The 20,764-nt window shown below is 71.7% G+C and carries 22 protein-coding genes and 1 pseudogene; 10 read left to right on the forward strand and 13 right to left on the reverse strand.

The annotated features are described in order from the left end of the window. Positions 1 to 4: 4 nt before the first annotated feature. Together AB0J88_RS39620 and AB0J88_RS39625 are read right to left on the reverse strand one after the other, a co-directional pair. Positions 5 to 1,621: a hypothetical protein gene (locus AB0J88_RS39620; protein ID WP_364362089.1), complete on the reverse strand. Its 1,617-nt coding sequence runs from the start codon at positions 1,619 to 1,621 to the stop codon at positions 5 to 7. 96 nt (positions 1,622 to 1,717) lie between these two features. Beyond that, on the reverse strand, positions 1,718 to 3,139 hold the full coding sequence (locus AB0J88_RS39625; RefSeq protein ID WP_364362088.1) for an alpha/beta hydrolase fold domain-containing protein: 1,422 nt from the start codon (positions 3,137 to 3,139) through the stop codon (positions 1,718 to 1,720). Between the two features lie 83 nt (positions 3,140 to 3,222). On the opposite strand from AB0J88_RS39625, the gene AB0J88_RS39630 reads away from it, so the two are divergent. Then, on the forward strand, positions 3,223 to 3,723 hold the full coding sequence (locus tag AB0J88_RS39630; RefSeq protein ID WP_364362087.1) for a hemerythrin domain-containing protein: 501 nt from the start codon (positions 3,223 to 3,225) through the stop codon (positions 3,721 to 3,723). A gap of 62 nt (positions 3,724 to 3,785) precedes the next feature. Continuing rightward, positions 3,786 to 4,748, forward strand: coding sequence for a hypothetical protein (locus AB0J88_RS39635; RefSeq protein WP_364362086.1), 963 nt, complete (start codon positions 3,786 to 3,788; stop codon positions 4,746 to 4,748). Positions 4,749 to 4,767: 19 nt separating this feature from the next. Here AB0J88_RS39635 and AB0J88_RS39640 read toward each other — a convergent pair whose 3' ends face one another. Further along, positions 4,768 to 5,118, reverse strand: coding sequence for a MerR family transcriptional regulator (locus tag AB0J88_RS39640; RefSeq protein ID WP_364362085.1), 351 nt, complete (start codon positions 5,116 to 5,118; stop codon positions 4,768 to 4,770). A gap of 47 nt (positions 5,119 to 5,165) precedes the next feature. On the opposite strand from AB0J88_RS39640, the gene AB0J88_RS39645 reads away from it, so the two are divergent. Together AB0J88_RS39645 and AB0J88_RS39650 are read left to right on the forward strand one after the other, a co-directional pair. Next, positions 5,166 to 6,413: an MFS transporter gene (locus tag AB0J88_RS39645; RefSeq protein ID WP_364362084.1), complete on the forward strand. Its 1,248-nt coding sequence runs from the start codon at positions 5,166 to 5,168 to the stop codon at positions 6,411 to 6,413. A 42-nt stretch (positions 6,414 to 6,455) separates the two neighbouring features. Next, positions 6,456 to 6,959: a hypothetical protein gene (locus AB0J88_RS39650; protein ID WP_364362083.1), complete on the forward strand. Its 504-nt coding sequence runs from the start codon at positions 6,456 to 6,458 to the stop codon at positions 6,957 to 6,959. 139 nt (positions 6,960 to 7,098) lie between these two features. Here AB0J88_RS39650 and AB0J88_RS39655 read toward each other — a convergent pair whose 3' ends face one another. From AB0J88_RS39655 to AB0J88_RS39685, 7 genes are all read right to left on the reverse strand, one after another. Further along, the gene (locus tag AB0J88_RS39655) at positions 7,099 to 7,521 is read right to left on the reverse strand and encodes a hypothetical protein (RefSeq protein WP_364362082.1); all 423 of its coding nucleotides are present in this window, start codon (positions 7,519 to 7,521) and stop codon (positions 7,099 to 7,101) included. A 30-nt stretch (positions 7,522 to 7,551) separates the two neighbouring features. Next, positions 7,552 to 7,809 carry a hypothetical protein gene (locus tag AB0J88_RS39660; protein ID WP_364362080.1) on the reverse strand — a complete coding sequence of 86 codons (258 nt, stop codon included), beginning with the start codon at positions 7,807 to 7,809 and terminating at the stop codon, positions 7,552 to 7,554. After that, positions 7,809 to 8,186, reverse strand: coding sequence for a DUF2089 domain-containing protein (locus tag AB0J88_RS39665; protein ID WP_364362078.1), 378 nt, complete (start codon positions 8,184 to 8,186; stop codon positions 7,809 to 7,811). The genes AB0J88_RS39660 and AB0J88_RS39665 overlap by 1 nt, the downstream gene beginning before the upstream one ends. A 46-nt stretch (positions 8,187 to 8,232) precedes the next feature. Then, on the reverse strand, positions 8,233 to 9,474 hold the full coding sequence (locus AB0J88_RS39670; RefSeq protein ID WP_364362076.1) for a DUF6596 domain-containing protein: 1,242 nt from the start codon (positions 9,472 to 9,474) through the stop codon (positions 8,233 to 8,235). Continuing rightward, positions 9,471 to 9,794: a YciI family protein gene (locus AB0J88_RS39675; RefSeq protein ID WP_364362075.1), complete on the reverse strand. Its 324-nt coding sequence runs from the start codon at positions 9,792 to 9,794 to the stop codon at positions 9,471 to 9,473. Before AB0J88_RS39675 ends, AB0J88_RS39670 begins: the two co-directional genes overlap by 4 nt. 92 nt (positions 9,795 to 9,886) lie before the next feature. Next, entirely contained in the window at positions 9,887 to 10,147 is a 261-nt protein-coding gene (locus AB0J88_RS39680) for a hypothetical protein (RefSeq protein WP_364362073.1), read from the reverse strand. Positions 10,148 to 10,589: 442 nt separating this feature from the next. Then, positions 10,590 to 12,110, reverse strand: a complete 1,521-nt coding sequence (locus AB0J88_RS39685) for an FAD-dependent monooxygenase (protein ID WP_364362071.1) — start codon at positions 12,108 to 12,110, stop codon at positions 10,590 to 10,592. A 78-nt stretch (positions 12,111 to 12,188) separates the two neighbouring features. Here AB0J88_RS39685 and AB0J88_RS39690 point away from each other — a divergent pair, with 78 nt between their 5' ends. The 3 genes and pseudogenes from AB0J88_RS39690 to AB0J88_RS39700 all read left to right on the forward strand — a co-directional run bounded on the left by AB0J88_RS39690 (position 12,189) and on the right by AB0J88_RS39700 (position 14,843). Beyond that, a complete protein-coding gene (locus AB0J88_RS39690; protein WP_364362069.1) occupies positions 12,189 to 12,938 on the forward strand; it encodes a TetR/AcrR family transcriptional regulator C-terminal domain-containing protein in 750 nt (249 codons plus the stop codon). Between the two features lie 183 nt (positions 12,939 to 13,121). Further along, positions 13,122 to 14,007, forward strand: a pseudogene (locus AB0J88_RS39695) (alpha-L-fucosidase). Continuing rightward, positions 14,004 to 14,843 carry a PA14 domain-containing protein gene (locus tag AB0J88_RS39700; RefSeq protein WP_364362067.1) on the forward strand — a complete coding sequence of 280 codons (840 nt, stop codon included), beginning with the start codon at positions 14,004 to 14,006 and terminating at the stop codon, positions 14,841 to 14,843. The pseudogene AB0J88_RS39695 and the gene AB0J88_RS39700 overlap by 4 nt, the downstream one beginning before the upstream one ends. 17 nt (positions 14,844 to 14,860) lie before the next feature. Here AB0J88_RS39700 and AB0J88_RS39705 read toward each other — a convergent pair whose 3' ends face one another. From AB0J88_RS39705 to AB0J88_RS39715, 3 genes are all read right to left on the reverse strand, one after another. Next, complete coding sequence (locus tag AB0J88_RS39705) at positions 14,861 to 15,133, reverse strand: hypothetical protein (protein WP_364362066.1); 273 nt, start codon at positions 15,131 to 15,133, stop codon at positions 14,861 to 14,863. Positions 15,134 to 15,142: 9 nt separating this feature from the next. Next, positions 15,143 to 15,874, reverse strand: coding sequence for a hypothetical protein (locus AB0J88_RS39710; protein ID WP_364362064.1), 732 nt, complete (start codon positions 15,872 to 15,874; stop codon positions 15,143 to 15,145). 71 nt (positions 15,875 to 15,945) lie between these two features. Then, positions 15,946 to 16,692 carry a hypothetical protein gene (locus tag AB0J88_RS39715; protein WP_364362062.1) on the reverse strand — a complete coding sequence of 249 codons (747 nt, stop codon included), beginning with the start codon at positions 16,690 to 16,692 and terminating at the stop codon, positions 15,946 to 15,948. Positions 16,693 to 17,095: 403 nt separating this feature from the next. Here AB0J88_RS39715 and AB0J88_RS39720 point away from each other — a divergent pair, with 403 nt between their 5' ends. The 3 genes from AB0J88_RS39720 to AB0J88_RS39730 all read left to right on the forward strand — a co-directional run bounded on the left by AB0J88_RS39720 (position 17,096) and on the right by AB0J88_RS39730 (position 20,637). Beyond that, positions 17,096 to 19,279: an ATP-binding protein gene (locus AB0J88_RS39720; RefSeq protein WP_364362060.1), complete on the forward strand. Its 2,184-nt coding sequence runs from the start codon at positions 17,096 to 17,098 to the stop codon at positions 19,277 to 19,279. Positions 19,280 to 19,327: 48 nt separating this feature from the next. Continuing rightward, positions 19,328 to 20,101, forward strand: coding sequence for an alpha/beta fold hydrolase (locus tag AB0J88_RS39725; protein ID WP_364362058.1), 774 nt, complete (start codon positions 19,328 to 19,330; stop codon positions 20,099 to 20,101). A gap of 134 nt (positions 20,102 to 20,235) precedes the next feature. Beyond that, positions 20,236 to 20,637, forward strand: a complete 402-nt coding sequence (locus AB0J88_RS39730; RefSeq protein WP_364362056.1) for a DUF805 domain-containing protein — start codon at positions 20,236 to 20,238, stop codon at positions 20,635 to 20,637. Positions 20,638 to 20,764: the final 127 nt, after the last annotated feature.

Consider the following 20,764-nt stretch of genomic DNA (forward strand, 5'->3'; position numbering starts at 1 on the left):
CCCGTCAGTTGGTCTCCAGGCAGGGTTCGGCGGCCGACGTCGGGGCCGGTGACGGGTGGGTTATCTCCACGAGCGCCCAGGAGTGCGGACCGATGCGGTCCCTGGGGGCGTCGTGCCGCTCCACCACGGTGCCGATCGCCGCCAGCGCCTGGACGGACACGTCGAAGTTGTCCCGCCTGGTGGTGGCGTTCAGCCGGCCCTGGACATAGAACACGCGCTTGGCCTGGTTGATCCGTTCCCACAATGCCAACCGGTTCTCGGACGGGGATTCCGGCTGGCACAGTCGCACGTAGACGACGTTCTCGCCGATGTCCATCCGCGGTCGGTACCACGTCTCGACGGCCTTGCCGAAGTAGTACACGAGCACCAGGTCGCCTTCCCGCACCTGGCCCGAGATGTCACGCAACGCGTCCCGCAACGCCTCCTTGCCCTGTGGCGCCGCTATCTCCTTGCGGACCGTGCCGTACACCGGGCGGACCATCACCGCCACCCCGACCAGGACCGCGACCAGGGCGACGGTCGCCACGACGCCCCGGCCACGGTGACGCACGACGGCATACGCCCGCACCAACCCGTCGAGCCCCGCGACGACCAGCAGGACCGTCGGCGCGATCAGGTAGATCGCCGGGCGGCTGGTCATCGGGTATCCCCGTGCGGCGGCGCCACCGAAGGCGACGACGAAGACCGACGCCAGCATCGCCGCCCACAGCGGTCGGCGCCGCCGGAGTGCGACAACCCCGGCGACCATCAGCAGGAGCGTCAGCGCGCTCAGCTGCCACCTCATCGGGGCGTCGACGAACTGCCGCCACAGGTACGGGGGCCAGGCGAGGAACTCGCGGAGGCTCGCCCCTTCCGGTGCCGTGCCGCCCTCGAAGTAGTCGGTCTGGCCCGGATAGAACGCGAACCGGTGCCGCCGGGCCACCAGGAACGCCGCGGCCAGGCCGGCCGGCACCGATAGCGCGGCCTGCCAGGCGACGTCGGCCCAGGAGCGCCGAAGGGCGTGCATTCCGACCACCGCCGCCGTCACCGCGGCCGTGACCAGGATCGCGCTGTACGAGACAAACACCGCCACACCGGTCGCGGCCACCCAGGCCACCGACGCCAGCATGCCGCGTCGCGAAATCGGGCGGGTCCAGCGGATCGCCTGGTGTGCCCACGCGCCGAGCAGGAGCAGCGCGAGCGCCACCCCGGCTTCCCAGGTGTACTGCTTGAGCTCACCCGAATAGACCAGCAGCGTCGGCGACCACGCCAGCAACCCGGCGACCACGACCGCACCGGCTCGGCCGATGACGCGGTGTGCGATCAGCGTGCTCAGACAGAGCACCGCCAGCGCGCCCAGATAGGACGGCAGCCGGATCACCCGGTCGTCCGCGCCGAGGACCTCGAGGATCGCCTTCTCCAGCCAGAGCCAACCGACCGGGGCGACCTGTTCGTACGTGAGATGTCCGGTGAGCGCGAGGTACGAACGGTTCAGGTTGTTCGCGATCCCGGCCTCGTCCTTCCACAACCCGAGGCCGGCCCACCACACCCGGGTGACACCGACGATTCCCAGGCCGAGAGCCGATCCGAGGAGAATGCGGTACGCCCGATCCCGGCTCAGGACAGTCGTCCGAGCGAACATCGTCAACTCCGAAAGCGTGGCTGGCAGCGATGCACATCATCGCCCGCGGCCGGTCGCATTCGGATGGTCCGACCGGGCGGCGATGACGCTGTTCGACTACGACTGGCGGCGCGCGAAGACGATTGCGCCCTGGCGGCTCTCGGCCGAGGTGAGCGTCGTCGAAGACTCGACGACGAATCCCGCGTCCGCCAACCAGGCCGCCATTCGCTCGGGTCGGCGGCGATGGACGTACACGTTCATCGGATGCCCGCCGTAGCCCGAGGTCTTGAGCCGTGACTCGTCGCCCACATGGAAGCCGATCAGCAGCGGACCGCCGGGTCGCAGGACGCGCCAGAAGTGGTGCAAGACGCCGCCGAGCTCCTCGTCGGGTATGTGGATCAGCGAATACCAGGCGACAAGACCGGCGACCGATTCGTCGGCCAGGTCGAGCTCGGTCATGGAACCCACGTCGAACGTCAGACCGGGATGCTCGCTCCGAGCCACCTCGACCATCTTCGGCGAAAGGTCGATCCCGAACGCGTCGACGCCGAGCCCGTGCAGGTGCGCCGTGATCCGGCCCGACCCGCAGCCCACGTCCACGACCGGTCCGCCACGGACGAGCCCTGCGAACCGGGCCAGGGCGGCCCGCTCGTGCGGCGTCTCCGCCAGCAGATCCCGCACCTGGTCCGCGTACGCCGTCGCGACCGTGTCGTACGAGCTGCGCGTGTCGGCCAACCACCCGCGGCCACCGCGCAGCAGGTCGGCCGCCGCGTGGAGATAGCGGTCCTCGGCCGCCGCGGCCTCCGGTGAGGTGTCGCGCAGGGTCGGGAAGTTGTGCTCCGCCCCGGCCTCGCGCCAGTGCCGCACCGGTACGCCGGCGGCGGTGAGCCGGGCCGCCAAGGCATCGCCCTCGTCGCGCAGGGCGTCGCGTTCGGCGGTGACCAGCAGCGTGGGCGGCAACCCGCGCAGGTCGGCGGCGAGCAGGTTGACCTCGGCCGACGTGTGGACGGCGGGGTCCGGCAGCCACAGGTCGATCCAGGCCCGCAGCGTGGCGCCGCCGAACTCGGTCACGCTCGGCGAGCTCAGCGTCGGGTCGGCGTTCGGGCACATCAGCAGCAGCGCCAGCAACGGAAGCCCCGGCAGCCGCAGCGCGGCCAGCACCGCGAGCATGCCGCCGGCCGAGTCGCCGGCCACCGCGACCGGGCGGTCTCCGCTGGCGAGCGCGGTGATGACCGCGACAGCGTCGTCGACCGCGGCCGGCCACGCGTGCTCCGGCGCCAGGCGGTAGTCCACCGCCACCACGCACGCTCCGGTGGCCGCCGCGAGCCGGCGTACCAGAGAGTCGTGGGTCTCGAGGTCGCACAGGACGAACCCGCCGCCGTGCAGGTAGACCACCACGGGCCGGGCGTCCGGTCGGTAGACGCGGACCGGCACACCGCCGATGAGACGATCTTCGGTGGCCATCGGCGGCCCCGGTCGGCGGGTGGCGGCGCGGGCGCGCGATCGAGCCCGCAGCGCGACGATGTCGTCGATGAGCACACCGCAGGATAGATCAACATCGGCCGACGGGAGCTAGGTCACCAACCACGCTTTTCCGCCCCAGGGTCGGTCATGCTTGGCCGATGGCCCCTCGTCGCAACCCCCTGCTCGACGAGCTGAAGTCGGTGCACAACATGCTCAGACGGGATCTCGCGGCCGTCCGCAAGCTCGCCGACGCCGCGGCCGGTGGGGCGTCCGCCCGCCAGGTCAGGTCCGGCCTGACCCGCCTCAAGAGCAACGGCCCGCTGTTCCAGCTGCGGGTGAACTGTCTCAGCTACTGCCAGGTCGTGCACCGGCACCACCACAACGAGGACGAGGCGCTGTTCCCCGCCGTCGTCCGGGCGGCGCCGCAGCTGAAGGCGACCGTGGCCAGGCTGAAGGCCGACCACCGGCTCGTCGAGGACCTGCTCTACGAGGTCGAGGGCGCCGCCCGCCAACTCGGCGGCAACGACACCGGACCCCGGCGCAAGCTGGTCGTCGCGCTGCGCGCGCTGTCGGACCATCTGCTCGAGCACCTGGCGTACGAGGAGACCCAGCTCGGACCGGTCCTCGCCAACTGGAAGAGCTGGCCGGGTCGACGCTGAGCATCGACATCGGTGGTGCGACCGTGGAGACTGGCGTGACACCGGACCGCTAGGAGCCGTCGATGCGCCACAGCCGGATGTTCGCCGCCTTCTGCGCCCTCGTTCTCGCGGTCACCGGTCTCCTCGTCGCCGGTTCACCGGCCGCCGCCGGCCGGCGCTGCGTCAGCACGCCGCACGAATACCGCGCCGCCTGGCAGGCCCGGCAGGTGCGCTGTGTCGCGCCCACCCTGTTCGCGACCGTGCACAGCCGGGGTGACAGCTTCCTCTATCCGGCCGGCTTCGCGTACGCCTGGGCCGGGTCGAGCACCAACCTCGAGGCATACCTGGAGCTGCGCCGGCGGTACGGCGACGAGCCGGCGAAGGTCGGCGTCGGAGTCCTGTCGTACGTCGGCTTTCCCGGCCTCGACACCTGGCCGTACCCGATGGACCTGGCGGTTTACACCCTCCCCCACGGCGTCCACGCGACGGTGCCGACGTTCGCGCAGTGGCACAGGCTGGTCGACCTGGCCGTTCCGCGCGCGGCCGTGCGTGAGCTCGAGCGTTCCTATGCCCGGATCGGCCGCGACGAGGACGTGGTCGACGCGTTCGAGCACGTGACCGGTTGCCGGCGCGCCGACCTGCTCGCCGGCGCGTTCCCCTCGGCCGACATCGGCTGCGACGCCGCCTTCCTGGACGCGCTGGCCGCCGCCGGGCCGTCGCCCTACGAGGGCGCCGAGTCCACACAGTGCTTCGCCAACTTCGACGAGCGCTATGCGGGTCCGCGCAACGCCGCCGCGCTGCGGGCGGTGCTGTACCAGTGCCAGGACGCGGGATTCCTCAACACCGGCGTCGGCATCGGCTACAACACCTACGCCGACCCGTTGGTCTGCGCGCCGGCCGCGGAGCAGTCGGTCCGGCAGCGCTACACCGGCGAAGAGCTCGTCCTGCCCAACGCGAGCCTCGACGACCTGCCGGCCGCGGTCGACCTCCCGCTGGACCTCGGCGAGCCAGGACAGCGGCCGTACCTGCACGAGGGCTACTGCTGACCGGAACGAGCGCGCCGGGTCAGATGTCGACCAGGTCGTCCAGCGCGCCGGCCAGCAGCCCGCGGGTGCGCTGAAGCTCGGCGATGGAGCTGTCGAGCTCGCGGATCTGGCCCCGGAGCCGTTCGCGGGCGGTCGGGCAGGCGGTCAGGGCTCCGTCCTGGTCGAAGCAGGGCAGCACCTGCGCCACCGCCTGCAGGCCGAGGCCGATCTCGAGCAGGAGGCGGATCCGGCGCACCTCTTCGACGGCGGACTCCGCGAAGTCGCGATAGCCGTTGTCGAGCCGTCGTGAGGACAGCAGCCCGAGGCCGTCGTAGTGCCGCAGCGCCCGCGTGCTCACGCCGGTGCGATGAGCCAACTGATTGATCAGCATCGTCCACTCTTGACCTTGACACCCGTGTCAAACCTTACGGTCCCACCATGTTGCTGACCAGACTGCGCGACGACCTGCGCGGCCCGCAGGACCCCCGACAACGGTTGCTGGCGTTGTCGACCCTCGTCAACACCGTCGGCATGGGGCTGTTCCTGTCCGCGGGCACGATCTTCCTCATCCGGTCGGCGGGACTGAGCCCGACGGCCGCGGGCATCGGGCTGACCGTCGGATCGCTGATCGGCTTCGGTGCCGGCATCGTCGTCGGCGACCAGGCCGACCGGCGCGGCGCCCGCGAGGTCGTCATCGCCTCGATGCTGCTGGAGGCGGTGGCCAGCGTCGGCCTGCTGCTGGTGCGCGACGTGTGGACGCTGATCCTGGTGGCGACGGTCGCGGCGATCGGCCGGGCCGGCTCGGGCAGCGCGCGCGGGGCGATGATCGGGGTGCTCGCCGAGGAGGGCAAGGGTGCGGCCCTGCGCACGTACCTGCGCGCGGTCACCAACGTCGGCCTGGCCGTGGGCATGCTCGGCGCCGCTGTGGTGCTGGCCGTCGACAGCCGACCGGCGTACGTGCTGATGGTCCTCACCGACACGGTGACGTTCCTGGTCGCGGCCGCCGTGCTGGCCCGGCTCCCCCACCTGCCACCGACCAGGGACGCCGCGTCCTCCCCCGCGCAGGGCCGCTGGCTGGCCCTGCGCGACCGCCGCTACCTCGCGTTCACGGCGGCCTCGTCGGTCGCCAGCCTCCAGTACTGGGTGCTGATCCAGGCACTTCCGGTGTGGATAGTCCTACGCACGGCGGCGCCCCGCTCGATGGCGGCGTTGGTCCTGTTCGTCGCCGCCGTCACGGTCGCCGTCACCCAGATCCCGGCGACGCGGTCGATCGACGGCCCGCGGACGGCGGCACGGCTGCTGGCCCGCTCCGGCCCGCTGTTCCTGGTGGCCTGGGTCCTGATGGCCCTGTCCTCCGGCCCGTCGGCGTGGGTCACGGTCGCGCTGCTGCTGGTCGCGGTGCTGGTGCACTCGCTGGCCGAGGTCTGGCAGGCGGCCGGGACGTTCGAGCTGTCCTTCGCACTGGCGCGACCCGAGGCACAGGGCCAGTACCAGGGGGTGGTCGGCCTGGGCCACGGCTTCGTCGAGGCGGTGGCACCGGTCGTCGTCATCACGCTGTGCATCGACGGCGGCCGGCTCGGCTGGGTGGCGCTCGCGCTGGTCGTCCTGGTCGCGGGCTACCTGTGCGCCCTCATCGAGCGCAGGTCAGCGCCCGACGGGGCCGTGCGCGCCGACATGATCAGTTAGCATCACCGCCGCATAGATCAACCTCTGCATCGAGGAGCGGGCATGCGGCGCGGTATCGCCACGGTGGTCATGGTCTCGGCGGTGGCGATCGGCGCCGCCGCCTGCGGTTCGACCGGCGGGGCCGAGGCGTCCGCCGGCTCGGCCGCACAGTCTCCGACCGCGCCGCCCACCTCGGCCGCGGCCTCGGCCTCCGTCGACGCGGCGACGACCAAGGCGTGTCAGGACGCGGTCAAGGCCAGTGACACGGCGGCCGCGAACATCAAGCTCGCCCTCGACGAGTTGAAGACGCTCGTGCCCAAGAAGAACAAGGACGCCGACGACAAGGCCAGGGTCGCCGAACTCGAGAAGTACGAGGAAGGCGCCCTGAAGCACTGGTCCTACGACCTGTTCGACTTCTCCGCGCAGGCAACGGACGCGGGCGTCAAGGCCGCGCTGTCCGGGGCGTCCCTGCGCATCTCGAAGCTCACCGACGGGGCCTCGGTCGACACGGCCCTGACCACCACGGCCGGCGCCCGCGACAAGGTCAAGGCCGCCTGCGCCGACTGAACGCGAGATGGGCCACCCGGTCGCAGTGGCCCATCCGCCGTACGCGGTTAGACTTCAAGCTGGTAGTTGAACCGTGCTCTGCATTGCGGACGCGGCCTCGAGGGGATGTTCCAGCATCCTCTCGAGGGTCCGTCCCGCCCTACTCGCAGAAGACACGCACCTTGGCATCGGGCTGGTCGACCTCCACCGTCACCTCGTCGAGGTGCTCGATGAGCGCCTCGAGCTGTTCGGGCTTGAGCTGCGTCAGGTCGAACGGCACGCCTGACTTGTTGAGCTCGATCGTCGCCTGGCCCAGCGCCTGCGGCGGGATCAGGGCCGCCAGCTTCACGCCGGCCCGCAGCAGTTGCAGCGGCACGCGCACGTTGACCCGGCCCGGCTCGCCGTTCTCGACGTTGTCGACCAGCACCCGCAGGTACTTCGCCTTGGTCTTCGGCCGGGTCTCGGCGGTCGACGTGGCCGGCGGCTGGCTTCGTTCGAGCGCCGCGATGAGCTGCTCGGCCTCGACTGCGGTGATCTTGCCCTCCGCCAGCATCTCGAGGATGTCCTTGCGCTGTTCGTTCATCGGGACCTTTCTGTTGGTCGGAAACTCGGACTAGTGGATGGCGACGAGCACCGCCGTTCGGCCGTGCTCGACGTCGATCCGGGTGCCCCGCAGGGCGGAGACGACGCCCCAACCGGTGCGCAGCGCCGTCAGCGCGTTGACGCGATAGACAGCGGCGGCCACGGCCGCCACCACCGCGGCCAGCACCAGCACCGGCAGCAGCACCAGGGCGATCGGGAGCAACGGAACCCAGATCCGGACGGGGCGACCGGTCGGGCGGTTGACCCGAACCGTGACCACCTGCGGCATCACGTGCGACCCTCCAATTCGGACAAAGCCTGCTGCGCGGTGATCTCGCCGCGGCGCAGCCGGTCGATGACGTCGCTGTGCGGCGGCGCCGGATCGGTCTCGACGAAGTCGAGCTGCTGGGTGATCCGGTTGAGCCGCGACTTGATCGTCGGGTAGCTCACCCCGAAGATCCGCTCCATCTCCTTGATGGAGCCGTGGCAGCGCACGAACGCCGTGACGAACACCTGGTCCTCGACGGTGAGCGCGGCCAACTGCGGCGGCTCGAACTCGCCCTCGATCGCCACCCCGCTGCCCGCCAGGCGCACGCGCTCGACGACGAACGGCTGGCCCCGCGTCAGGCTTGTGAGTTCATGCCAGTCCATCGCCTGCTCGTTCATAACTCAATTTGTACGCGGCAGGCGCTTAACTTTCAAGATGTGGATCTTAATTTTCTTGAGGTCGGCCTAGTTGGTCGCGGCGGCGGGTCAGGTACGCGGTCTCGGCGGTGTTGCCCGCCAGCGCGATGGCCTGGTCATACGCGGCTCGCGACTGCTGGCTGCGACCCAACCGGCGCAGCAGGTCGGCCCGGGTCGCGTGGAACGCGTGATAGCCCGCCAACCGGTCCTCGAGGCGCTCCACGGCCGCCAGCGCCACGTCCGGGCCGTCGATCTCGGCGACCGCGATGGCCCGGTTGAGGGCGACGACCGGCGAGGGGTCGATGCGGGCCAGTTGGTCGTAGAGGGCGACGACCTGCGACCAGTCGGTGTCGCGGATGTCGCGCGCGTCGGTGTGCACGGCGTTGATCGCGGCGAGGATCTGGTAGCGACCCGGTGCCACACCGGTCGCCAGCCGCTCGCGTACGAGCCGATGGCCCTCGGCGATCAGGGCGGCGTCCCACGCCCCGCGATCCTGCTCGTCGAGGGTGACCAGCTCTCCGTCGGCCGAGACGCGGGCGGTCCGGCGGGCCTCGGTGAGCAGCATCAGCGCCAGCAGGCCGGCCACCTCCCCATCGTCCGGCAGCAGCCCCCGGATCAGCCGAGTGAGCCGGATCGCCTCCGCGGTCAGGTCCTGGCGCACGGGATCCGTGTCCGGGCCGGTCGCCAGGTAGCCCTCGTTGAAGACGAGGAAGAGCACGGCGAGCACGCCCGAGACCCGGGCCGGAAGATCCTCGGCGGACGGCACCCGGTACGGGATGCGCGCCGCCTTGATCTTGTCCTTCGCGCGGGTGATCCGCCGTCCCATGGCGGTCTCCTGCACGAACAGGGCGCGAGCGATCTCCGCGACGGTCAGCCCGCCCACCATGCGCAGCGTCAGCGCCACGCGGGTCTCCATCGCCAGCGCCGGGTGGCAGCAGGTGAAGATCAGTCGGAGGCGCTCGTCGTCGATGACACCGAGGGGCTCGGGCGGGTCGTCGTCGTACAACAGCTGAGCCTCCTTCTGTTTGTCGTCGCGTTTGCTCTCCCGCCGGATCCGGTCGATGGCCTTGCGATTGGCGGTGGTGGTGAGCCAGGCGCCGGGATTGGGGGGTACGCCGTCGGCCGGCCACCGCTCGACGGCGGTCGCGAACGCCTCGGCCGCCGCTTCCTCCGCGATGTCGAGGTCGCCGAACCGGCGGGTCAGGGCGGCGACCACCCGCGCCCACTCGGCGTGGTGGGCCTGGGTGATCGCCGCGTCGACCGTGCTCACAGGAACGGCCGCACCTCGACCTTGCGGTTGCACGCCTTGGAGCCTTCGGCGGCCAGCTTGAGCGCGACGTCGAGGTCGTCGGCCTCGACGATCCAGAAGCCGGCGAGGTATTCCTTGGACTCCAGGAAGGGACCGTCGCTGAAGATCGCGTCCGCTCCCCGGTTGTCGATGACGGTCGCCGTCGTCGGCATGCCGAGGCCACCGGCGAAGACCCAGTGCCCCTCGGCCTGGAGCTTGTCGTTGAACACGTCGATGGCGGCCATCTCCTCGTCAGTGGCGAGGGTGGACTCATCGTGGATCACGGAGAACAGGTACTGCATCTCGGCTCATCTCCCGTTGTGGCGGCTGCGTTCACCAGTGCCACGAACGCGGCCGGCCCGATCCGACAGCGCCACGGGGAATTCTTTCAGGCCTAGCTCTCGCGGAGGATCAGCAGGGTCTCCGGGCGGACACCGTCGTGCTGCATCGCGGCCGCCGCCTCCTTGGACGCCATGAATGTCTGGAACGCGGCGAAGTCCGGGATCTCGGCGATCAGGCCGACGCGGTTGGAGCCCGACGGGTCCGAGAACTCGCGAACCTTGACGCCCAGCGGTCCGAAGGCCTCTTTCCGCTTCGGCGAAGCCAGCCATGCGTCGACGTCGTCGACCTCGTGCGTGATCAGGTACGTGGCCACTGCCAACTCCTTCAGTCGGGCTAGGCCAGCTTATCCACGCAGACCTCCACATTTCGTCGTTCCGAGGTCGTGTCCGTGATCGGCAACCGTTGCGTCACCGCGGCTGCCCGCCGGGTCGGCCACGGTCCGGCGTCAGGCGGTTTCCGTGCCGCGGCGGCGAGCACCCACACGGCTGGTCGAGAGGGCCGCCGGTCGGGTGCGCCAGGCCATGATCGTGTGCGCCTCATCAACACTCTGACGCGCCGTTTTCATGATCGTGTGTGACAGGTCGAGACGTTCGTCGGCCTGTCGCCCAGACCAGCCTCACATGGTCATGGGCGGGCCGGGTCGTGGTCTCGATGTGGCACACACGATCACCGAGCACGGCGTGACCGGCCGCGACCCACCGGCGGTCGCCCGTCGGCGACCACGTCGTACGAGGAGCGCGTCGCGTCAAGAAAGGTCACGACCCGGAAGCTATCGAAGCGCCGTGCAACGTGGTCCAGTACTCGGTCAGCCGCTCCGGACAGTGCGTCATCAGGCCGACATAGCCGTCCGGGCGCACCAGGACCAGCGTGCCGTCGGTGACGTCGTAGCAGGATCGGGCATGTCCCTCGGCGTCGACCACCGCGTGCTTGTCCGCCGGATCACCCGGCGCGATCACCGTATAAGCGTGCACAGCCGCACCGAACCGCTCGTCGGCTGCCGCCACCGTGTCCGCCGTCCCGGCACCGAAGCCGAGCAGCGTCCAATGTGGTCCTCGAAACAACGGGAACAGCCGGCCCGTGCCGTCCACCGGCGCGTCGGGTGCCCGGTCGCCGGCCCGGACCGCCCCCGGGGTGGCCCGGTCGTCCGCGCTCAGCAGGCCGCCGCGGTAGTTCAGCGCGAACCCCCGCAGCTCAGGCCCCCGCACGTGCGCGTCCTCGTCACCCCGGCGGTGCTTCTCCAGCAGGTCCTTGGCGAGCGCGAGCGCTGTGCGCGCCGCCGCCATCCGTTCCGGCTCGTAGCTGTCCAGCAGCACGTCCGCGCCTCCAGCCAGAGCCGCCGCCAGCTTCCAGCCGAGGTTGTAGCCGTCCTGGATTCCCGTGTTCATGCCCTGGCCGCCCGTCGGCGGGTGCACGTGCCCCGCGTCGCCGGCCAGGAACACCCGGCCCTCCCGGAACCGCGATGCCAGCCGCGTGTTCTCCCGCCACGTCGTGTGCCAGGTCACCTCGCGCACCACGATGTCCGAGCGTCCGGACGCCTCCGAGACCGTCCGCTGTAGATAGTCGCGAACCGGCTCGTCCGGGTCCACCGGCGGGCGCGCGACCGCGACGAACAGGTCCGTCCCCGCCAGCGGGGTGAGCCCGACCAGCCCTTCACCGACGCGCCACATCCGGCCGTGGTCCCGGGAGACGCCCTCGACCCGGACGTCGGCGAACAGCATCGTGGTGGACTCGTCCGTCTCGCCCGGGAAGTCGATGCCGAGCGCCTTGCGGACCGTGCTGCGCCCGCCGTCGGCGCCGACCAGGTAGCGCACCCGCACCCGCGACGTGCGTCCGTCGGCCGTCGCGAGCGAAGCGGTCACCCCGTCGTCGTCCTGCGCGAAGTCGACCAGCGTCGTCGCCGGCTCGACGCGGCCGCCGAGCTCGGCCAGCCGCTCGCGCAGGATCTCCTCCGTGCGGAACTGCGGCACGAACCAGGCGTTCGGGTGCGGCACCGACGGCGTCGGCTCCTCCGGCTCGCTCATCCTGCCCTCCCAGATAACGGTGTCCCCCTGGTAGGCGCGCATCGGCATCCCCAGGTCGCCGCTCGCCAGGATCCGGTCGAGCACGCCCAGGTCCTCGAAGACCTCCATCGTCCGGGGCTGGATGCCGTCGGCCCGCGACCCGCCGAAGTGCGCCGGCGCCTGGTCGACGATCCGCACCTCGATCCCCCGCACCGCGAGCTCGCAGGCCAGCGTCAGCCCGGTCGGCCCGGCTCCGGCGATCAACACCTCGGTCATGACACCCTCCCCGCTTGTTCGTATCACGTACGACATCTTCGTACGTCGTACTAACAACGCTAGCGGTACGGTGTACGAATGGCAAGCGCGGACGACGACGCCCTGATCTGGACCCGGCCCGAGCCCGGCACCCGCCGGCCGAAGTTCAACCGCGACCAGATCGCCTCGACCGCGCTGGCCATCGCCGACGCCGAGGGGTTCGCGGCCGTCTCGATGCGCCGCGTCGCCGGCGAGCTCAACGCCGGCACGATGACGCTCTACTACTACGTGCGCACGAAGGACGAGCTCGTCGCCCTCATGGACAACGCGCTGATGGCCGAGGTGCTGATCCCAGAGGGCGAGTTCCCGTCCCACTGGTACGACGCGCTGACCGCGATCGCCGTGCGCACCTGGGACATCCTGACCCGCCACCCGTGGGCGCTGCACTCGCTGCGGAACGCCCCGGTCGGGCCCAACAACATGCGGCACTTCGAGCAGTCGCTCGCGGCCCTCGCCGGCACCGACCTCGACGCGCCGGACAAGTTCCTCCTGATCAACATGGTCGACGACCACGTACACGGCAATGCGTTGCGCGCAGCCGAGGTGCGTGAGGCCGGCGAGCCCGCACGGGACGAGTCGCCGGTCGACGCGGCTCTCCAGTTCGCCCGGGTCCAGATCGCCACCGGCGAGTTCCCGCACACCCAGGCGCTGTTCGGGGACGGCGACCCGCACGAGTCCTGGGCCCGGGTGACCGGCCCGCTGTCCGAACGGGACCGGTTCCGCGCCGGCCTGGCCACCCTGCTGCGCGGCGCGGCCGACCGGTGGAAGCTCACCCTGCCCGACGCCTAACCGCCAGGCCTGGTCGATTCGTCCACCGTCCACCGGAGGCCAGCATGCGAGGAACGCTCCGGATCGGGCTGTCGCTGCTCGTGGCGGTGGCGGCGGCGGGGGTCATTCCGTCGGACCGGCCGCCGCGGCGCCGGGCGACAACTACGTCGTCGGACCCGCTGGTTCGACGAGGCGCGGTTCGGCATGTTCATCCATTTCGGCCCGTACGCCGTCTATCAGGGTCAGTACGGCACCTGTCGCGACGCCGAGTGGATCAAGCGGCAGTGCGGCATCCCGTGGAGCGACTACGAGGCGAAGGCGGCCGGCTTCAACCCCGCGTCGTTCGACGCGAACGCGATCGTGCGACTCGCCAGGCAAGCGGGTCAGAAGTACATCGTGATCACCTCCAAGCACCACGACGGGTTCGCCATGTGGCCTGCGCGAGCTCAAGGACGCCGCGACCGCCAACGGCGTCAAGCTCGGCTTCTACTACTCGATCTGGGACTGGGACGACCCCGACTTCGTCGCCGACTTCACGGCCTACGTCACCAGGATGAAGGCGCAGTTGCAGGAGCTCGTGACCAATTACGACCCCGCGGTGCTGTGGTTCGACGGCGAGTGGACCGAGACCAACCCCACCAACCCGTGGTCCGAGCAGCACGGCGAAGACCTGGAGCGGTTCGTTCGCGGCATCTCGCCCCAGGTCATCACCAACAACCGGATCGGCAAGCGCCGCCCCGTCGACGGCGACTACGGCACCCCTGAGCAGTCCCTCGCCGGCTCCCCGCCCTCGGCCCAGCTCCAGGAAACCTGCATGACCATCAACAACACCTGGGGGTACGCGGCCTGGGACACCGCCTTCAAGTCGCCGACCCAGCTCGTACGCGACCTGGCCACCGTGGCGAGCAACGGCGCCAACCTCCTGCTCAACGTCGGCCCGATGCCGTCCGGGGCGGTCGCGGCGGGACAGGCGGGCGCCCTGAACGGCGTCGGCACCTGGATGGCCGCCAACGGCGCGGCCATCACGCGGCCGGCGACGGCTACGACTTCCTGCCCAGCGGCGGCGCCACCAACGCCATCGCCACCGTGATCGAGGCCGACATCACGACGCCCGCGCCCACGGCGGTCGGCACCGGTTCCGGCCTCAGAGCGGAGTTCTGGAACAACACCAGCTTCAGCGGTACGCCGGCCGTCACCCGCACGGACCCGACCGTCAACTACGCCTGGCGGTTCAGCGGCTCCCCCGCCCCCTCGATCGGCACCGACAACTTCGCGGGCCGCTGGACCGGGTCGATCGAGCCGCGCCATTCCGAGCGGTGCACCTTCACCGCCGTCTTCGACGACACGGTCCGCCTGTGGATCGACGGCCAGCTCGTCATCGACAACACCGCGCCACACGGGCCGACCGTCGACCAGGGCAGCGTGACGCTCACCGCCGGCCGCCACGACCTTCGCCTGGAACATACCGAACAGGGCGGCGAGGCCTACCTGAAGCTCATCTGGAGCAGCCCCAACACACCCGCGCAGGTCGTGCCGCAGGCCCAGCTCCACCCGGCCGCCGGCACGGTCCGGCGGTGGAACGACGACGTGGCCACCTACAGCAGCGGCTGGTCGGTCAGCAGCGGTCGCGGGCTCGGTGACTACAACGACGACGTGCACTACACGACGACCAACGGCGGGTCCTTCACGTACGCGTTCAACGGCACCGGCGTCGACTACCTCTCGGAGCGCTACTCCGACCAGGGTCTGGCCGACATCTACCTCGACGGCGTGCTGAAGGCCACAGTGGACACCACCAACGGCACCCGTCTCACCCAGCAGGTCGTCTACTCGGTCCGCGGACTGTCACCGGGCTCACACACGCTGCGCGGTGCCAAACGATCCGGCACGTACCTGCTCGTGGACCGGTTCGACGTCGTCCCGTAGGCGAATGACGCGAACGGTCAGGCCTTCCCCTTTCCGTAGCCCGCCTGCGTGAGGACGCGGCGCAGCTGCACCACCGTCTGGGTGTCGAGGTCCTTGGACACCGGGATCTCGATGACCTCGGCGGCCGACCCGATGGCAAGACGGATCTTGCCATCGTGCCGTTCGTCGACCGTGCCGATCTCCGACAGCAGGGAGAGCACGTCGTGCCACTCGATGTTGTGACTGACCGGGTGGTCGAGGATCTTCTGGAGTGTCCGGCGGTGGTGGCTGCTCAGATGCGGTTGTCCCATTTGTCCACGCTAGCTCCGCCAGGCGTCGATCGCGGCGACGGCGCGGCGGGCGAAGTCCGCGACGACCGCGGGCTCGCTGTTCGAGCGCTCGTACTCGGCGTCCCACAGGATCGTCACCGTGTCCCCGATGCGGATGACAGCGGCGCGGTTGGTCTGGAAGCCCTCGACCAGGTTGCCGGGCAGGTCCCTGGCCGGCTGGACCAGGTCGATGGTCAGCGCCTCGTCGCCGACGCGGTCGAGCGCCGCGGTCCGCACCCGGAACACGCTGCCGTCGCGCTTGAAGGACTCGCACGATGCCAGGTCGGCACGCAGGCGCCGCATGAACGCGGAAGCGCCGTCGCCGTCGTACGTGCGGATCGTCTGGTAGAGGACGCCCGACGGGACGGTCCCCGGCGGGTCCCGGCGCATGCCGTGCACGGACATCACGGAGGCGCTGGCCGCGGTCGCGCCGCGACTAGCGAACTCACCCCCGCACAGCCGGGGCAGGGCCTGCTCGACCTCGACCCGCACGCGGATGTCGCCGTGGCGCATGTCCTCGGGCAGGGCCAGGAACGCACCGAGTGGGATGACGGTCGGCGCCGCGCTGGCCGACGGCGTGGCCGTGGACGGGACCGGCGCCGACGCGACCGGCCCCGTGGTGGAAGGCCCGGCCTGCTCGGTGCCAGCCCGCTCGCAGCCCGCCGCCGCGAGGACGGCGACCAGGCCGACCGTCACCAGCCCGGGACCTCGATGGTTTCGCACGATGGACCCCCCGCGATCATGTGCCCGGCGACTCTGCCCGATGCTTACCCGACGCGCGCCGACCAAACGGGCTAGCGGCGCCAGGCGTGGATCGTGTCGACGGCCCGGCGGGTGAAGTCGGCGAAGATGTCCGGGTCGGTGCTCGAGCGCTCGTACGCCTCGTCCCACAGGATCGTGACCGTGTCTCCGATGCGGACGACGACCGCGCGGTTGGTCTGTTCGCCGCCGACCGGGTTGCCAGGCAGGTCCAGCTGCGGCTGGATCACGTCGACGGTCAGCGCCTCGTCTCCGGCACCGTCGAGCGCCGCGGTCCGCACCCGGAACCGGACGCCGTCACGGCTGAAGGCGTCGCACGATGCGAGGTCCGCCCGCAGGCCGCGCATGAACCCCGCGGCGCCGTTGCCGGGATACGTGCGGATCGTCTGGTAGAGGACACCGCGGATGGCGACCGAAGGGGCGTCGGCGTCCTGGTACACCGAGAACACCGCGGCGCTGGCCGCGGTCCGGCCGCGGCTGGCGAGCTCGCCACCACACAGGCGCGGCACGGCGTTGTCGGCATCCGCCCGCCGGCGGATGTCGCCGAAGCGCATCCCGTCAGGCAGAGCCAGGAACGCGCTGACCGGGATGACGGTCGGCGCCTGGTCGGGGACGGGCCTGGCCGACAGCCGCGGCAGCGTCGGCGCAGCGGTCGAGCCGGCCGGTGCCGGTGCCGTCATGGCATCGCCCGCTAGAACGGGGCCGGCCTGTGCACAGCCGCTGGCCGCGATGACGGCGACCAGGCCGACCGTGGCCAGGTGGAGACGTGGTTGGACACGCACGATGAACCCCCCGTGGTGACGCGCCCGGGCAGGCCGCCCGGGCTCTCGATACCGGGCTCACGCGCGAATCCGTGAACGCGTTGCGGTATCACGCGGTGGTTTCGCCATTCGCAGGAACCACCAAAAGGCATCCGTCGCCGTCGGCGGCCAGCCGCACCTCGCCGTCGGCGACGCCCGCCGGCGCACCTCGACGGCCGCATCGCGGGCAGCGGACCGCCGTGCCGCGACCAGGCGCTGGCCCGCGTCCCGTTCGCCGTCGACGACCACCCCGGGCCGGGCGACGAGGCCGCGCAGCCGGCGGCGGGCCGGGCTGGCGGCAGCGCGGGCAGCAGATCGACCGCGCCGGAAGCAAGCTGTGGCCCGGCGCACGGTGCGGTGACCGCGCCGTATCTAGGCTGGCCAGGTGGATCTGGTCGGGCGACGTCGGGAGCTAGCCGCGGTCGGTCAGGCACTCGACCGGGCCGCGCGGGGGCACGGCGGACTGGTCATCGTCACCGGTCCGGCCGGTGCCGGCAAGACCGCGCTGGCGGATGCCGCAGCGGAGCTGGCCCGGGAGCGCGGCGTGCCGGTGTCCCGCGGGGCTGGGACCGCCGGCAACGGTCCGCGGCTCGTCGTGGTCGACGACCCCGACCGGGCGACGGCAGACGACCTCACGCGGCTCGCGTCGATGTCCGGAACCGTCGTGGTCGCGACCAGCCGCGAGCCGCTCGGTGTAGGCACCGAGCTGCGGCTGGGCGGGCTGCCGGAGGCGGACCTCGCCGAGCTGGTCGGGAACCTGCCGGACGGTGCGGTGCACGCGCTGTGGCTGGCCACAGGCGGCCTGCCCGGGCCGGCGCTCGGGCTCGCCGCGGATCTGGCCGGCTCGTCCGGCGACGCGGTCGCGCGCCTCGCCCTGACGACGCCGTCGCGCGCCGAGTTCCTCGAACTGGACGCCGGCCTGGTCCGGCTCCTGGAGGAGGCGACGACGCGGCCGCTCCCGCCGGCCACCCGGGCGCGGGTGCTGGCCCGGCTCGCCCGCGAACTGCTGGGCGACCCCACCTCGGCGGTACGCCGGCAGGAGCTGATCGCCGAGGCGCTGGCACTCGCGCGGACCGCCGGTCCCGGCGTGCTCGCCGAGGTCCTCGACGCGCGGCTGCACGCCCTGTGGGATCCCGCCGCGGCCCGCGACCGGCTGGCCACCGCCACGGAGATCGTCACGCAGGCCCGCGCGGCCGGCGACGCGCGGCTCGAGCTGCGCGGGCTGTTCTGGACCTTCGTCGCCCGCGCGGAGCTGGGTGACCTGGCCGGCGCCGAGACCGCGCTGACCGCGTACGCCCGCGCCGGCGAGCTGGCCGGCGACAGCGAGGCCCCGGTCGTGGTGCTGTCCCGCCAGGCGATGCTCGCGACCGTCCGCGGCCGCTTCGACACGGCCGAGGACCTGGTGGCCCTGGTGGCCGAACAGGGCCGCCGCGCCGGCGTGGCCGACACGGAACGCCTGGTCGCCACCGTGGGCGGCCTACTGGCCAGCCTCCGGGGCGACGCCAGGGACGTCGACACGCTGCGCGGGTTGGCCCGCCGGCTGCCCGGTCACTTCTTCGAGGCGACGTTGGCCCGGGTGCTCGCGGAGACCGGACACCTCGCCGAGGCCGAGCTCGAGCTGGCCCGCACGCTGCCCGCCGTGCTCGCGGGCACCGGGCCGCGCTGGCTGGCCGCGGCCGCGGAGCTCGCGGCCGTGGCGGCCCGGGCGCAGGACCAGTCGGCGGCCCAGGCGCTGTACGACGCCCTGCTGCCGTACGCCGGGCAGCTGGTGGTCTGGGGCGGCGCGAACACGATCAGCGGACCGGTCGACGACTACCTCGGCCGGCTCGCGCTGCGGCTGGACCGGCCGGCGGAGGCGGTCGCCCATCTCGACCGCGCCATCGAGCTGGAACAGCGCGCGGGAACCCTGCCGTGGCTGGCCTACTCGCTCGCCGCCCGCGCCGGTGGGGCCGACGACCTCGCGCGGGCCCGGTCGATCGCGGAGCGGCTCGGCCTGCGCGGGTTGCTCGCCGAGCTCGAACCGGCCCCGGACGAGTGGTCCCTGCTGCGCGACGGCGACGACTGGCGGCTGCACGCCGGGAGCGAGACCGCCCGCCTCCGCGACGGCCGCGGCGTGCACTACCTGCGCACCCTGCTCGCGGCCCCGGGGCAGGAGATCCCCGCGCTGGACCTCGTCGCCGGCGGTGGCGGCCTGCGGGTCGCCCCGGGTGAGCCCGTGCTCGACGACACCGCACGGGCGGCGTACAGGCGAAGGGTGGCCGAGCTCGACGAGCGGCTCGCGGCGGCCGACCGGGCCGGTGACGCCGACCGCGCGGCCTCCGTCGAGGCCGAGCGCACCGCGCTGCTGGCCGAGCTGCGCCGGGCGACCGGGCTCGGCGGTCGGCCCCGGACCGTGTCCGACGAGGCGGAACGGGCGCGGGTCAACGCCACCCGCGCGCTGCGGGCCACGATCGAACGGGTCGCGGCGGCGGCCCCGCTCGCCGGTGCCCACCTGAGCGCGTCCGTGCACACCGGCCGGCTCTTCCGCTACCAGCCGACGTCGGGTGGGCCGGGCCGCTGGCGGCTGTGACCCGGCCCACGAACAGGATGTCGCTCCCGCGGTTACGCCTCCACGGGCATGGGAACGGAATTCTTCGGTGAGCGCCCGCCTTTGGTGCTCCTGCACGGACTGAGCTTCGACCGGCACCAGTGGTCGCCGGTGGGGGCGGAGCTCGCGCGGCTCGACCCGGGCCGGCGGGTGCTGGCCCTGGACCTGCCCGGGCACGGCGCGTCGGTGGCCCGGCGCCGTTACGGGCTGGACGAGGTCGCGCGGACGATCCACGACGCGGTGGTCGACGCCGGGCTCGACGCGCCCGTGGTCGTCGGCCACTCGCTCGGTGGCGTGCTGGCGACGATGTACGCGGCCGCCTATCCCACCCGTGGCGTGGTCAATGTGGACCAGCCGTTGCTGCCCGGGGGCTTCGCGACGATGCTGCGTCGGGTCAAGCCGGTGCTGCGCGGACCGGACTACGCACAGGTGTGGCAGTCCCTTATGGACCGCATGGGCGTCGACCTGCTGCCGCCGGACGCCCGGCGACTGGTCGAGGCGACCGGGACACCCGAGCAGGACCTGCTGCTCGGCTACTGGAACGAGTTGCTCACCGAGCCCGCGGAGCGGCTCGTCGACCGGCGGAAAAGCGACCTGGCCATCATCCGCGCGGGCGGCGTCGCCTACCACTACGTCACAGGGGCGGAACCGGACCCGGCGTACCGCCGGTGGTTGGAAGCCGCCCTGCCCGACGTGGCCGTCACCGTGCTGCCGGGCAGCGGCCACTTTCCGCACCTCGCGCACCCCCGCGAGGTGGCCGGGATCCTAGCGGCGACAGGGGTTTCCTCGATGCCCCGGCGCTGACCGGAGGACCCGAATGATCCGCCGAGCGGGCTGACCTGGTCTGACTGGTCGGCCATTGTTTCCGAGATGTCGAGCTGCTTCGATCCGTTGGCACCGATCATGCAGGTCCGCCCTTTTGACACCGGAGACAGGTAATGTCCTTCACTGATTCGATCAAAGCTGTTCTCACCAACTACGTCGGATTCTCCGGCCGCGCGCGCCGGTCCGAGTACTGGTGGTTCGTGGTCTTCACGATCATCCTCAACGTGATCGGCAAGATCCTCGACAGCGTCCTGTTCGACACCAGCATGTCCGGCACCGGCATCATCGGTGGCCTCATCACCCTGGCGCTGTTCCTCCCGGGTCTCGCGGTCGCGGTCCGCCGTCTGCACGACACCGACCGTTCGGGCTGGTGGGTGCTGCTCGCGTTGATCCCGCTCATCGGCGCCATCGTCCTGCTGGTCTTCATGGCCGCGGACAGCAAGCCCGGCACGAACCGCTTCGGTCCCAACCCGAAGGAGCAGGGTGCCGTCGCGGCGCCCGGGTTCGCCTCCTGAGGACTTCACCCTCCTGACTCGCGGTTGGTGGGGGGGGGGGGGGGGCGGCCCCCCCCCCCCCCGCGCCCCCGCCCCCCCCCCCCCACACCCCGCCCAAGTAAAGAGAAAGGGGTATAGGGGCGAGGGG

It is taken from the genome of Asanoa sp. NPDC049475 (genome assembly GCF_040676915.1).
Lineage (GTDB): Bacteria > Actinomycetota > Actinomycetes > Mycobacteriales > Micromonosporaceae > Asanoa.